The sequence below is a fragment of the Paenibacillus sp. BJ-4 genome (assembly GCF_020404765.1).
GTDB lineage: Bacteria > Bacillota > Bacilli > Paenibacillales > Paenibacillaceae > Paenibacillus.
The window spans coordinates 1-14,113 of sequence record NZ_JAIVEM010000004.1; the positions used below are offsets into that span (position 1 = coordinate 1).

The following is a 14,113-nucleotide window of genomic DNA, read 5'->3' on the forward strand; positions in this document are numbered from 1 at the left end:
AAAGAGCGATTAGCTCATGTTGAAACTGACGAGATAAAATATCTCATTGTTGATTTTGCGAACAAAATCATTACTCACTCGTTGTTCAGTTTTCAAAGATCAAACCTGCATTATTGTCTTGCTTTTGTTCTTGCTTTGTTTCACCACCGCGTCTCAGCGGCGACTTAAATAATGTAACACATAACCTCATTTTTCGTCAAGCATTTTTTTAAAATTTATTTTCCCACTTCATTTTTTTGCTTGATGCAACACGTTTATCCTGCTTTAAACAGTTCTAAATTATTCATGCTGCTTCATGGGGCGAGTTATAACTTAGCACATATTTTATATACTCGTCAACCTAAATTGATAATTTATATGTTTTAAGCCACTTATAACTTTATCCAAATGAAAAAAAGGAAGAAAAGTCAGCTTAACGACCTTTCTTCCTGACAAAACTGATCTTGCTCAATCAAATAAGAGAGTAACGCAGTTCACGACGATGCGTGCGATCTATAAAGCCCTCAACACTTGATTCCTTAATGAGTGAACGGTACACCAGTTTGCGAAGCACGACGGTAAGATCCAGTTGGAGATTTTTTAGCTCAGGATGATTAATGAGTTCATCTATAGACCAAGGCTCACGTCTGCTACCTAATATGCGGAATAGCGGGGAAGAGCACTCTTTCATTTTAGACATGACTGAAAATTCGCAAGCAAGCAGTACCAGTTCAATCCGCTGCTCCAAAGTTTCCATACTCAATGTGAGCTCGTTATACAGCTTATAGACTGTTCGATCCAACGGCTGTACCTGAAGCCATAAATGTACCTTCGGATAAATCCCCCGCTCAATGAGTTCAATTGAGGCCCAATGATCCAACGCCTTCAAGACACTTTGATACGCGTCAATGGTTCGACCTTCTCGCATTGCTCTTTTACCATGAACGTAATTGACCAGGAAGCGAGAAAACTCATGAAACCTCTTCTGCTCCCGCAGCGGTTCATTGAATTCGACAATTTCCTGTCTTAAAAGACGGACCTTGTCATCTCTCTCCCAAACGATACGGCCTTCCAGCAAATAATCTATAACGTAGGCATATTCACCAGCGATAATCCAGCCCTTCAAACAAGCAAGTGATACATGCAACACCTGACATCTTAATCCATCAATAAGTAAATGCTGTATGAACCTGGCTGGTGGCTGGCCTTCTCCAATAATTAGAATAAGTTCATCAAAGTCGTACAACATCGCTCCGTGAAAAAACTCTCCCGGTTTCCTGTACGAAATAACACCTATCGAATTTTTCTGCAACAATTCATCATACATCAAGTTTAATTTGGTTTGCTGCACTTCTCCCTCCATACCTGCAAGGCGGCTTAACCGCTAAATTTGGATATATGTGAACACTTCTACATAAAGAAACAACTTCCTTCTTCAATTGTATAATTTTTTATGCTTATTTACTTATTTCTTTTAAAGTCTCCCATGCGTTTTTATCTGCAAAGGACCGATTCCACACACCAATTCCTCCGAGTTTCAGGGATTTGGCAAGTTCCACTCTCGCCTCCAGAGACACCCGATCCTCCAGCCAAATCTTTTTGACCACACCGTCTTCAGTATACTCCACATAATTTTGACCTTCGGAAGCTCTGAATTTAGGCTTTAATTTAAACTTTTCTACGATGGCCGCTGCTGACTCCATGCCAAGTGATTTAGAGGTAACCTTAATCTTCCCTTTTTCAGGAGTCTCCGACCAAACACGGGTATATAACGGAATTCCCAACACTACTTTTTGCGACGGGACCTCGTCCTCCTGAAGAATTCGCTTCATTGACGCTTCCGTCCACGGCAGCGAGGCCACAGAACCTGCCTTGGGACTGGCAGCCCAATGTTCATCATACGCCATTACCATAAGGTAATCTGTAATACTCCCCAATGATTTTCGATCTAAAAAAGCAGACCACATCTCACTCTGAGATTTGGGCGTAACATCAACGGATAATATCAAATCATGTTCCCGAGCCATTGGCTTAAGCTCCCGCAAGAATTGGGTAACATTAGGGCCGTCCTTCGTATGAACATTTTCAAAATCAATATTAATGCCGTCCAGGTCATATTCTTGGGCATATGAAATCATCTGATCCACAATTGACTTTCGCCGTTCAAAGGTAGACAATGCTTCTGTCGTTAGTTCGGGATTAAAGCTGTTGCTCAGTAAGCCCCATACCTCCATCCCCTGACGATGCGCCCAACTGACATAAGCCGAATCAGCCTTGCTTTCTACAGTACCCTCCTGATCAACCACACTGAACCATGTGGGACTCACTACATTGACCCCAGGCATAGGATCAAATGTAGAAGGATTGGGCTTACGATTATAGACAGCCTCCCAAGCTAGGTTAACTGGTCTACCCTCCCAATGCTTCTCCGAGATGGACAAAACGTCCTTAACTGAAGGCACCGCAAGCTCTCCGCCTTCAAAGACATTGTCTACCTTGACGTATCCTGCATAGCCATTATCCAATTGCACAAAATACCAATCGCCCTGTTTGGACCAAATACGCACCTTCGTCTGCTGAGATATATCTGTCAAAATAAAAGATAAGCTAGAGGCATCTTTACGCAAAGCGATTTTATCATCCCGCCCCCCATCTTTCTTTTCTACACTTCCCAATTTGACCTTATCCCCGGCTCTCATTAGGATGACTGCACCTGTCACCGGATCTTCGTGAACGGACACACCATATACTTCACGAACAGCTTGTATAGGGATGTACAATTCACCGCTAATCACTTGCGGGGTTGCGGTCAGCGCGTATGCTTTCCCATTTAGCTCTCCTTGCCACTTCGAAACGTTCATATAGAGCAGGTTTTGTCTTGTCGCCAAAATGATGGTCTGGTTCTCATCCTCATACCGAATGGTAGGATCAATTTGATTTTGTACTAACTTGAGGGGAATCAGCATGTTCTTGCCGGAGCTCTGTGCCTCATATCCGGTTAACTTGCCCTCGATAAAAATAGGACGCACACTGCCTTGCCAATCGGGTTTCTCATGCAAGGGATTACCATACCTTACGACAGTAATTGTGCAGATGATCGCTGCAAACAATAACAAGCCTGCTGCTCCTTTGAATCGTGAACGCTTACGGCGACGTCTGGAATGATTTCTGGCCAATATTGAACCTCCATTATATGAACTTTGGATTTCTGGATATTGTAAACTTGATAGATTACTTGAAAAAGTGATTTAAACAAAAAAACGCGGTAAATCCCCACTTATGGGGAGTTCTCACGTTTCCAATCCATTACAATATATGCATGCTCATCATGAAGCTTCTATTCCTACGTTTGTTGGTTATTACAATCTTTGCATACTCCGTATAACTCCATACGATGTCCACGTACCTCGAAGCCTGTCTCCAACGCAGCATGGCGTTCCACATCAGCCAAATAAGGATAACTGAAATCCTCAATCTTACCGCATTTTTCGCAAATGATATGATAGTGCTCCGAAACATTAGCATCGTAACGACTGGCGTTATCTCCATAGGTCAACTCATGTACCATACCCGCTTCTATAAACATCTTTAAGTTATTATAAACCGTAGCCACACTCATGCTTGGAAACTTGGATTCGAGCGCTCGATATATTTCATCTGCGGTCGGATGCCCCATAGATTCCATCAAATAGTTTAATATGGCATGGCGCTGGGGTGTTATGCGTACACCTGTCTTCTTCAGAAGTTCCAAAGCATGCTGGACGCGTGCTGCCATATATGTCCACCGCCTTATCCCTTACTTACGATTCTATCCATGTATAACCCATCTATTTACAACCGATTTTAGACATACTCACATTGTACGGTCTACCGAAGTTTCTTGTCAACGCGCTGTAGTATCGCCGGATGTCTCTGTGGAGGTATCTGTAACAGAGGCTTCCGGTTCAACTAGAGAGCTCTCAGATGGATCAGGCACAGTCGGATTCCCGGACCCATCCAAATCAGGCAACGTCGGCATTAGTAACCTTTTAATCATTAAATTACTGTTACCTTCTACGTTGATCACGTATTTGCCTGTCCCGTTTTGGCCCGAAATACTTTTACTATCTATCTTAAAAGGAAATTCAGATTGAAGATTGCCATAACTGCTGGAGCCCTCTAACTGAAAATCTCCGTTCGACGGAAGATCTAAAGCAATATCACCGACGGCGCTGTATATTTTCCAATCTCCACCCACCTGCTCGCTATGCACCTTGATCGCACCATTAAGCGAATTTGCATTCAGTTGGGCTGTAGAGTTCAGTACATTGATATCCCCATTTTGCGTATCCGTCGTGATATCTCCTTTTGAGCGAGCGAGTTGAATATCGCCTACCACTGTGTACAGTGACACGGCGCCTTCAATATCTCCTGCCTGCATGTCGCCACGGTTTGTTCGCATATCCACATCTCCGGTAATCCGGTGCAATTTGACCTGACCATTCAGGGTTGACCCTTTGACATTCCCGATAGCATCATTGACGGTGAGATTCCCATTGCCGCTCTCAAGCCGGATGCTGTCGATGGCATCTACTCCGTTCAGGGTAATATTCCCGTTGGAAGTTCTGATCTGCATATTGAAGCGCCGATCCTCCGGTACGGTAATCAGCATATTCATACGGGGCTGGCGCTTGCTGGATGCTCCATATGACTGAACCTCCGGACGAATCTGAATGGTCTTGCCGTCGGTAGAAGTCAGTGAGGAAGCCTGGGCAATCTTGTCCGCTTCAGCGGCAGGTGCTTGATCCACCCACAGGGTCCCACGCACCTCTATATTGGACACAGGCCGTCTGATCAGCGTTATATCACCATTAACCGATTCAACCACTAAATCGGACGTCTGCATGGTTACAGGCACCAGCACACCGCCCATATCATACCGGTTCTCTTTAGCCTGGCTAAAATCCATGGAGGCTGACGTCAGATTGAGGCTGACCCGGTTCCACAGGTACATATAATGATTTTGCTGGGTCACGATAAATACAGAAGCAGCTACTACCAATGAAGAGATAATCCCTTTCAGATCAGGTCTGAAACGCCTACCATTGTCAGGCTTGCCCTCTTTGCGGTAGTACACACCAAAAAAAATAAGATATTCCAGTCCCCAAAGCACGAAAACTACGGGCCACCATACAAGGAGTTGAAGCATATATTCAGCATTTTGAAGCACATCTACGATAAGCAGAACACCTACAGCCATCAACAGAAGCGAAGAGGTGTAGCGCCCGACTCTTATTTTACGGTGCACGCCAACTTCACCCTCTTTCCTTCAACTTGTTCCGCTTATAGGATAGGACAATTTCCCGCACAAAAATGAATAAACCGATCAGTATTAATAAAATGGCCAGCGTCAGGAACCCATAATCCTCAAAAAAGATGCTCAGCCAGCGAGGCTTCATGCGGAACAGAATCATAAGTCCACCGCCTGCTACCAGCAGTACGGCAAAAGCCAAGCCTCTCTCCCATGCATAAAAAGGACTACTTTGCTGACCTCTGGCATCCATTCGTGCATAACGATCTGGCTTGCGACGGTAACGAACCATGTAATCTGCTGATTGTAAGACGTCATACACATTGTAAAAATATAAAATAGGGATAAATAATCCAAGCAAAATAAGCAACGGGATGTTGATCCTTAAGCCGTCGGAGGAAACATACAGCATCGCAAAAATATCTAACAGGAGCAATACAATGAATGTAAGCCCCCTAATAAATAACCCCAAAAATAGATGCCCCAGTCCAGGTATTAACGCCGCCATGATAATGGCAATCACTTTGCGAAATTTAGCGTATTTTAGACGTTTCGCCTGTGAGGGTTGTTCCCGCTGTTCTGGCCCTTGTAGACGCCGTGCCTCTCCAGACGGTAACGGTTGTTCCGAGTTCATGCCATCCTCCCCTTTGAATTCCATACGTGTTCCGTTGAAAACACATTGATGGTTAAATAGTACCCCAATTGGATTTAAGAGTAACTGGAAAAAACGTGGTAACCCATCATTCTACGGAAACTGCCGCTACATCTTCCCACTGTCGAAGCTCAGCTGCAATACGTACGGGATCAAAATCGTGGCGGGCCAATACTTCCAAAGAGACCTCCATACTCTGCTGATTTGGGTGTAGTTCATGAAAAGGCACATGCTCATGTTCCTTAATCGTTATTTTCCGTATTTCTACTTTTTCTTGTTCTAAATAATTCGAAATTTGCTCCAGTAATCCATGAGAGGACAATCCGTACAAAGTAATTAAATGACGTTTGCGTCCACTCATATACCGCAGTTCGATTTTGTTAAATACCCATAAATTCAAAAACACAAGCACCGTCGCTGCGATTGAAGGGAAATAAAAGCCTGCACCGACACCAAGGCCAATGGCTGCCACGACCCAAATCGAAGCGGCAGTCGTTAAGCCGGTAATGGATTTGCCTGTAAACATAATGGTCCCTGCGCCCAAAAAGCCCACTCCAGTAATCACCGCTGTGGCCAAACGGGCTGGATCTATACGTACATTGGCTTCTTTAATAAAGTCGGCAAAGCCATAAATGGAGAGCAGCATAATCAGTGTCGAGCCAAGGCTGACCATGATATGAGTTCTCAAACCGGCAGCGTGATTGGAGCGTTCGCGCTCAAAGCCAATGAAACCTCCGAGAAGCATAGATAATAAAAGCCGTAAAATGATATGTGAATCGTCTATAATCCACGGATTATTCATTCGAGTCTCTCCTCCCGGTTGTGTGTGCTTCCCTCTCCGGGTGCGCGGTTTATGAGCATTATTCCACGTTATGCAGATGGTAGGTGGTTAATTCCACGCCGGGAGCAACCTCAGCCGCTGACACAGGACGAAAGCCATGTTTACGATAAAGTGCAACCGCGGGAGTATTTAAAGTTCCTGTGGAGACGATAAACAATGGTATATTATGATGTTCATTCAAAACATGCCTCATTAGGGAGTCCGCAATCCCTTTACGAAAATGATCCGGATGAACCATCATACGCGTAAAAGTAAGTGAACCGGGCGACTCAGACTGCACAGCCAGTGCGCCTAGCAGCTCCCCATCTTCCATCCAGCCATAAAAGGACTCACCACAGCTTTTCAGCGTATCAAATGTATCCATGAGGGGCGGAATCTCGTCAAACCCAATTCGCTCCGCTTCCAGCCTATAAGCAAGGTGTTGCAGACGCCATATCTGGCTTACGATATCATCGTCTTTTAATGAACACAGGGTAACCATGTTGTTTTCCCTCCTAAAGGAAACTCATAATTTTTCTCATCGTCTATACAAAAAGAGGCCTGTCCCTTAAAGACAAGCCCCCCTGTCAAAACTATGCCATTAGCGATTTAGCACTTCAGTCAGCAATTTATTGGCGAGGCCAGGGTTTGCTTTACCCTTGCTCTCCTTCATTACTTGACCAACCAGGAAGCCGATGGCCTTTTGCTTGCCGGCTTTGTAATCCTCCACCGATTGCGGGTTAGCCGCTACAACCTGTTCGACGATCGTCAGGACCGCACCCTCATCACTGATTTGCACAAGCCCTTTTTCTTCAACAATTTGCTGTGGAAGCTTATCACTCTCCAGCATTTCCTTGAAGACCGTTTTAGCGATTTTGCTATTAATCGTCCCCTTCTCCAGCAGTCCGATCATTTCACCCAAGCCCTGGCCTGTCAACTTAACCTGCGACAGCTCTACACCGGCACTGTTCAAATAGCCGAGTAAATCCCCCATTATCCAGTTGGATACTGCTTTGGCATCCTTGGTATATTGAAGGCTATCCTCGAACAAATCAGCCAATGGCTTGGAGGACGTAATCACCTGGGCATCATACTCAGGCAATCCATATTCCGAAGTGTAGCGTGCTTTACGCTGGTCAGGCAATTCAGGAATCGAAGCACGGATGCGCTCTTTCCATTCCTCATCAATATGCAGTGTAACAAGATCCGGGTCCGGGAAATAACGATAGTCATGCGCCTGTTCCTTGCCACGCATGGACAGGGTTTTACCTTGGGCCTCATCCCAACGACGTGTCTCCTGTACAATCGTTCCGCCTTCCTCCAGCGTCTGCTCCTGCCGGAACTGCTCATATTCCAGTCCGCGCTGTACGCCACGGAAGGAGTTCATGTTTTTCAGTTCCGCTTTGGTACCCAGCTCTTTTTGTCCACGTGGACGAAGACTGATGTTCGCGTCACAGCGAAGTGAGCCTTCTTCCATCTTCACATCGGATACATCACAATACTGCATGATGGCACGTATTTTTTCCAGATAAGCCTTGGCCTCTTCCGGCGAAGAGATTTCCGGCTCCGAAACGATTTCAACCAATGGTGTACCGACCCGGTTAAAATCAACCAGTGACGCATAACCGCCATCCACATGGGTTAATTTACCTGCGTCTTCTTCCAGATGCAGTCGAGTTATGCCGATACGTTTGGTCTCACCGTTCACCTCAATATCAATCCAGCCGTTCTCGCCGATGGGTTGATCGTATTGCGAGATTTGGTAAGCTTTCGGTGAATCGGGATAAAAATAGTTTTTGCGGTCAAACTTGCTCACATCAGCAATGGTACAATTGAGCGCCATCGCTGCTTTCATCGCATAATCGACGGCCTGACGGTTCAGTACCGGCAATACTCCTGGATGTCCGAGACATACTGGACATGTATGTGAGTTTGGCGGTGCTCCGAAGGATGTCGAGCATCCGCAAAATATTTTTGACTTCGTATGCAATTCCACATGGACTTCAAGTCCGATGACCGTCTCATACTTGGATGTAGTTGTAGACATGAATGGGTTCCCTCCTTTTCGGTAAATTACAGCTGTGGGCGCTGCTTGTGAAATTCGGTATTTTGTTCGAATGCATGCGCGACGCGCAGCACGGAAGACTCGTCAAAGGCTTTCCCGATAATTTGCAGTCCGACTGGCAATCCATCTGCAAGACCACAAGGAATACTGATAGCTGGCACACCGGCCAGGCTCACCGGAATCGTCAAAATATCGTTCAAATACATCGTCAATGGATCATCCACCTGCGAACCGATTTTGAAAGCAGTTGTCGGCACAGTAGGTCCGATAATAACATCATATTGCTCAAATATACGGTCAAAATCCTGTTTAATCAGCGTACGTACTTTTTGAGCTTTCAGGTAGTAAGCATCATAGTACCCGGAACTGAGCGCATAGGTCCCCAGCATAATCCGGCGCTTCACCTCAGGGCCAAAGCCCTGCGTACGGGACTGATGATATAGATCAAGCAGGTTGTCTGGATTGTCAGAACGCACACCGTAGCGCACGCCGTCAAAACGGGCCAGATTGGAGGATGCTTCGGATGAAGCCAGCAGGTAATATGTAGCTACCGCATATTCAGTGTGGGGGAGAGACACCTCTTCCCATACCGCGCCCAGTCCTTCCAGCGTTTTCAGTGCATCCAGCACCTTTTCCTTGACCTGTGGATCAACGCCCTCACCAAGGTACTCCTTAGGTACAGCAATGCGGAGTCCTTTTACATCTCCGGTCAAAGCGTTCAAATAATCAGGAACGTCAACCTTCGCAGAAGTAGAGTCCTTCTGATCGTAGCCTGCAATAGCCTGCAGGACATACGCCGAATCTTGAACACTTTTGGTGATAGGTCCAATTTGATCCAAGGAGGAGGCGAAGGCCACCAGTCCATAACGTGATACCAGACCATAGGTCGGCTTCAGACCAACTACACCGCAATAAGAAGCGGGCTGACGAATGGAACCTCCTGTGTCGGAGCCGAGGGTGAAATAAGCCTCACCCGCTGCTACAGCCGCCGCCGAACCGCCACTGGAACCGCCAGGTACACGCTCCAGATCCCATGGGTTACGGGCCGGGAAAAAACTGGAGTTCTCGTTAGAGCCACCCATGGCGAATTCATCCATATTCATTTTACCGAGTGTCACGGTTTGGGCTGCTCGTAATTTGTCGACAACCGTGGCATTGTACACAGGATTAAAATTTTTCAAAAACTGACTGCCGCATGTTGTACGCAACCCTTCCGTCACGATATTATCCTTAATACCGACTGGCAGGCCAAACAATAACCCGCGTTCCTCTCCCGAAACCAGCTGATCATCCAGCTGACGTGCGGATGCACGGGCCTGCTCCTCGTCAACGGTGATGTAAGCCCTGATCTTGTCTTCCCGCGCACCAATCGTCTCCAGAGCGTGTCCTACCAGGTCACTCACAGAAATTTCCTTTTGATGCAGCTTGTTATGTATTTCCGGCAATGTGTTATTGAACAAGCTCAATTTGCATCCTCCTTTCAAATGTAAAATCTATTCCAATACAGCAGGAACTTTAAACTGTCCGTCTTCTTCTTCAGGTGCATTACGCATGACTTGCTCCAGTGTCAAACTGTCGCGAACTTCGTCGTCCCGCATGACATTGCTGACGTGCAGTACATGAGTGGTCGGCTTTACCTGCTCCGTATCCAGCTCATTCAATTTCTCCGCATAATGGAGAATGGCGTTCAATTGCCCTGTCATCGTTTCTTCTTCGGCCGCGGTCAGATTCAACCGGGACAGCTTGGCTACGTGACGGACATCTTCCGTGGAAATGTTCATACAAAACCCTCCTCATGTATATCAAAAAATGCTGCACCGAACTTTGAAATAACGTTTTTAATTATAGGATAGAACCTTTTACAATTCAATCTTTGGCGCGGTACAGAAGCAAACCGTACATCAATGAGGCAAATGTTGCTAAAAGGATATAAAAAAAGCACCTCTCGGTGCCTTTCGCGAAAACTATAGGAACGAGATCGTGCATTATATATTCCTAAAAAGAGTCGGCAGTAGCCGACTCCTATATCCAAGCACGTAAATTGACTTGTTTGATAAAATCAGCCTGTGACAATAATTCTGCCGCGGTTTCTTCTTCCTCAGCCTCTACTGAATCAAGACCACCGTTCATCACATGCTTGAACAGTTTCTCATTATGAGTAGCAAGGGCGTAATCTATCAGCGCTTCACGCTCAATCCGCTCGGCTTCCAGCTTCAGAATACTTTCTTCTAACTCGACGTCCCCGGATGGTACAAAAAAGTTGCGATTTACCTTCGGGACGCGAATGACATAGTCAAAAGCATTGTCCGCATTACGATCGTAAGCAATGATATAACCGTGTTCGCCCACAGGAAGATTCTGCTCAAAAGCATCCGCGACGATCATAATTCTAGCTCCTAAATGATGCATCGTTAGCCCCCCGTTTGTCTGAACTTATCTGCTAAGTCTACTAAAAAATAAGTAGCTTGTCTATATCATCTATGCTTCTTAAAATTGACCGTCTCCACGCCCCAGCCTGTGCTCATTCAGCCTTACATGCCAGTTTTGTGTATAGGTACAGGCCCGTCTTGTTACCTTCTTCCATGTTATGACCTTCGGTTCAGAGCCTATCAGTGAAGCTTCATCTTCTACTATATTAGAAAAACGGAGGCTGCCTCCACGCTCACGCTGTAACCCATATATATGTTTTCTTTTCATCCTTGCTCCCCCTTGTGATCTAACGGCCTCATGCCTCTTTATCCTCTTAATGGGCAAAAAAAAGAACGCAAACCGGGATTCATCCACAGCTTGCGTGCTTCGCGAGTTTAGTATGTAACTTCAATAAATTTATGTTAACAAAAATAAAAACCTTTGTCTATACATAATTTATAATTTGTTGTCGAAAAGGGGCAACACCTGTCACATCTTTGGTTCTGCCCCAATTCAAACATTCGTACATTTTACCGGATATACGGATTATTGGCTTTTTCATAACCGATGGATGTTTTGGGCCCGTGACCGGAATACACTGTAACATCATCTCCAAGCGGGAACAATTTGTTCTGAATCGAATCATACAAGTCTCGTTCCCGACCGCCAGGCAGATCCGTACGCCCGACGCCTTGACGGAATAGCACATCCCCGGAAAAAAGATCCTTGCCGCACAAAAAGCTTACACTACCAGGTGAATGCCCCGGTGTATGGAGCACCTTGAATGTATGCCCGACCAGGTTCAATTGCTGGCCTTCCGCCAAATCATATTCGGCAGGCTCCGTCGAGATCGGCGGGGACGCCTCCGGCCACATCAGGGAGCCATTCAGCTTAGGAGATGTTAGCCAGTCTTGCTCCAAGGCGTGCAGGTAAACCGGGCACCCTTTGGCGTTGCGAATCGCTTCTACTCCACCGATATGGTCAAAATGGGCGTGAGTCAGCAAGATTGCCTCAATGGTCAGCGGTTCAATTGCTTTCAGCAAAGGGCCGGGATTCATTCCCGGATCAATAATAATGGCACGCTGCGGATCATCCCCTTGAAGCAAATAAGCATTCGTTTGGAGTGGACCGAGATTAAAGCTGCGAATGGATAATGTCATGAGTTAAAATCCCGAGATCAGCTCGCGCAATTCCTGAACAATTACAGGATGAACCTCGGTTCCCTCCCCATATTTTTCAGCCATTTCTTGGCGGGCCACCGCAATTTTTTCTTGATAATCATCGGCTTCCCGATCTGGATTTTCACGTTTGAACTCGATCATGATTTGTTGAACATGCGCAGGGCGTGGTCCCCAGTGACCCAGTACGTGGCCCCCTGTATCTGCAAAAATCACAATTGGCACTGCACGTCCGCCCATGGTCAGGAAGTCGTCCATTAACGCCTGATGATTTTCCAAAATCAATACTTCGGTCGGAATGCCGCTATTCTCCAACGCACGGAATACAACTGGCACGTTGCGTACCACGTCGCCACACCAGTCGGCAGCCAAAATAAGCACACGCAGATCATCCCGATGGTTCAAGCTTTCAAAATACCCCCGATCCTCTTCGCTGTTCCAGACAAACTGGTCGTACCCGGAGCGGAAAGCTTCCTTGTTCTTTTCCATTCCCTCCATAAACTGCTCAGGGCTCAAGCCCTTTCCGAAATATTGCGATACGTTAGTACGGCTCATGTTATACACTTCCTTTTTTGTTTTTGGATATAATCCATTTGATGACAAAATAAATGATCAAGAGCGCAAGAGCAACCAGCAAAATCGGTTTGATGTAAGGTGCAGCCACTTCATCGATTTGCTCCCATTTGTCTCCCAGCAGCATACCTAAATAAATAAACAGAACAGACCAAGGTATAATCGCCAGCGTCGTCAAAATAATAAAGCGCCATACGTTCATTCGAGCAAGCCCGGCAGGAATTGAGATTGCGTGACGCACAACAGGGATAAAGCGAGCTGTGAAAATGACCCCTGTGCCGTATTTGTTAAACCATGCTTCAGCGTGGTCGACATGACTCTTTTTGATAAGTATGTATTTGCCGTACTTATCCAATACCGGCCTGCCACCATAACGTCCAATCCAATAAATAAACAACTGAGCCAGCACCCCACCAATGGTTCCAAACACGACCGCGCCTATAAAATTAATATGACCCGAGGATACTAAGAAACCACCATACGCGAGAACAATTTCACTCGGAATGACCTCAACCATCAATCCGAGCATAATACCAAAATATCCAAGACTACGAATAATCTCAAACAAATAATTAATGACACCAGATATATAATCCATCTCTCTGCCCACTCCCTGCCTTCTTTGCTCTATTTTCATTAGTTTATCACAGCGGCTGAACAAGTCGCCACTTCGCTCAAACAGGGAGTCAGTGACCCCTGGCCTTCTGTCCGCATAAGCTGTGGGAGAGAGGAGGGGGTACGATATGCCTCCCGGCAAATTTCCTAAACATGACAATCCGCAATCCCGTTTACCCACAGCCCGTGGTATCAGGCGCGCATGCAGCAAGGAGCTATACCGAGCACGCAAGCGTCTGCCTGTTCATATTGCTCCTAATCTGGTCAAGCAGGGCGAGGAGCTGTACTATCGCAAGGTCATCGGACATCTTATCTGGATTGCGGAAAACCGTAGCAACCGCAAACTACTGTGCGACTGGTGGGACGAAGATGTGAGCGAGGAGCTCGCGACATTGTGGAAGGTGGATCGCGACGCTTTATGCACTGCTTTCAGAAGTGCCTACGGCGGGTAGAAGCTCCCTATACATGAGTACGTAGAGCACGGGTAAACCACCTGTGACCTGTGGCTGCAAACTGCAAGCTGTGAACTGCA

At 46.2% G+C, this 14,113-nt stretch carries 16 protein-coding genes; 1 reads left to right on the forward strand and 15 read right to left on the reverse strand.

Features of this window, described 5'->3' with window-relative positions; translation table 11 throughout:
* Window positions 1–451 precede the first annotated feature (451 nt).
* The 15 genes from LCF57_RS00020 to LCF57_RS00090 all read right to left on the reverse strand — a co-directional run bounded on the left by LCF57_RS00020 (window position 452) and on the right by LCF57_RS00090 (window position 13,564).
* The gene (locus tag LCF57_RS00020) at window positions 452–1,330 is read right to left on the reverse strand and encodes a nucleotidyltransferase-like protein (RefSeq protein ID WP_225998880.1); all 879 of its coding nucleotides are present in this window, start codon (window positions 1,328–1,330) and stop codon (window positions 452–454) included.
* Between the two features lie 106 nt (window positions 1,331–1,436).
* On the reverse strand, window positions 1,437–3,155 hold the full coding sequence (locus LCF57_RS00025) for a glycosyl hydrolase family 18 protein (RefSeq protein WP_225998881.1): 1,719 nt from the start codon (window positions 3,153–3,155) through the stop codon (window positions 1,437–1,439).
* Window positions 3,156–3,322: 167 nt separating this feature from the next.
* Complete coding sequence (locus LCF57_RS00030; protein WP_225998882.1) at window positions 3,323–3,754, reverse strand: Fur family transcriptional regulator; 432 nt, start codon at window positions 3,752–3,754, stop codon at window positions 3,323–3,325.
* 108 nt (window positions 3,755–3,862) lie between these two features.
* Window positions 3,863–5,266, reverse strand: coding sequence for a DUF4097 family beta strand repeat-containing protein (locus LCF57_RS00035; protein WP_225998883.1), 1,404 nt, complete (start codon window positions 5,264–5,266; stop codon window positions 3,863–3,865).
* Between the two features lie 7 nt (window positions 5,267–5,273).
* A complete protein-coding gene (locus LCF57_RS00040) occupies window positions 5,274–5,927 on the reverse strand; it encodes a hypothetical protein (protein WP_225998884.1) in 654 nt (217 codons plus the stop codon).
* An 82-nt stretch (window positions 5,928–6,009) separates the two neighbouring features.
* Window positions 6,010–6,723: an MgtC/SapB family protein gene (locus tag LCF57_RS00045; protein WP_225998885.1), complete on the reverse strand. Its 714-nt coding sequence runs from the start codon at window positions 6,721–6,723 to the stop codon at window positions 6,010–6,012.
* A gap of 58 nt (window positions 6,724–6,781) precedes the next feature.
* The gene (locus LCF57_RS00050) at window positions 6,782–7,243 is read right to left on the reverse strand and encodes a GNAT family N-acetyltransferase (RefSeq protein WP_225998886.1); all 462 of its coding nucleotides are present in this window, start codon (window positions 7,241–7,243) and stop codon (window positions 6,782–6,784) included.
* 99 nt (window positions 7,244–7,342) lie between these two features.
* A complete protein-coding gene (gatB, locus tag LCF57_RS00055) occupies window positions 7,343–8,788 on the reverse strand; it encodes an Asp-tRNA(Asn)/Glu-tRNA(Gln) amidotransferase subunit GatB (RefSeq protein ID WP_225998887.1) in 1,446 nt (481 codons plus the stop codon).
* 26 nt (window positions 8,789–8,814) lie between these two features.
* Window positions 8,815–10,272, reverse strand: coding sequence for an Asp-tRNA(Asn)/Glu-tRNA(Gln) amidotransferase subunit GatA (gatA, locus tag LCF57_RS00060; protein WP_225998888.1), 1,458 nt, complete (start codon window positions 10,270–10,272; stop codon window positions 8,815–8,817).
* A 27-nt stretch (window positions 10,273–10,299) separates the two neighbouring features.
* Window positions 10,300–10,587, reverse strand: coding sequence for an Asp-tRNA(Asn)/Glu-tRNA(Gln) amidotransferase subunit GatC (gene gatC / locus LCF57_RS00065; RefSeq protein ID WP_025719083.1), 288 nt, complete (start codon window positions 10,585–10,587; stop codon window positions 10,300–10,302).
* Between the two features lie 241 nt (window positions 10,588–10,828).
* Window positions 10,829–11,215 (reverse strand): ATPase, encoded by a 387-nt coding sequence (locus LCF57_RS00070; RefSeq protein ID WP_225998889.1) that lies wholly within the window; start codon window positions 11,213–11,215, stop codon window positions 10,829–10,831.
* A gap of 78 nt (window positions 11,216–11,293) precedes the next feature.
* Window positions 11,294–11,503, reverse strand: a complete 210-nt coding sequence (locus LCF57_RS00075) for a hypothetical protein (RefSeq protein WP_225998890.1) — start codon at window positions 11,501–11,503, stop codon at window positions 11,294–11,296.
* 242 nt (window positions 11,504–11,745) lie between these two features.
* Window positions 11,746–12,375 carry an MBL fold metallo-hydrolase gene (locus LCF57_RS00080; RefSeq protein ID WP_225998891.1) on the reverse strand — a complete coding sequence of 210 codons (630 nt, stop codon included), beginning with the start codon at window positions 12,373–12,375 and terminating at the stop codon, window positions 11,746–11,748.
* Between the two features lie 3 nt (window positions 12,376–12,378).
* Entirely contained in the window at window positions 12,379–12,948 is a 570-nt protein-coding gene (locus LCF57_RS00085; RefSeq protein WP_225998892.1) for a thioredoxin family protein, read from the reverse strand.
* Window position 12,949: 1 nt separating this feature from the next.
* A complete protein-coding gene (locus tag LCF57_RS00090; RefSeq protein WP_225998964.1) occupies window positions 12,950–13,564 on the reverse strand; it encodes a DedA family protein in 615 nt (204 codons plus the stop codon).
* A gap of 145 nt (window positions 13,565–13,709) precedes the next feature.
* Here LCF57_RS00090 and LCF57_RS00095 point away from each other — a divergent pair, with 145 nt between their 5' ends.
* Window positions 13,710–14,033 (forward strand): dehydrogenase, encoded by a 324-nt coding sequence (locus tag LCF57_RS00095; RefSeq protein ID WP_225998893.1) that lies wholly within the window; start codon window positions 13,710–13,712, stop codon window positions 14,031–14,033.
* The last annotated feature ends 80 nt before the right edge of the window (window positions 14,034–14,113 follow it).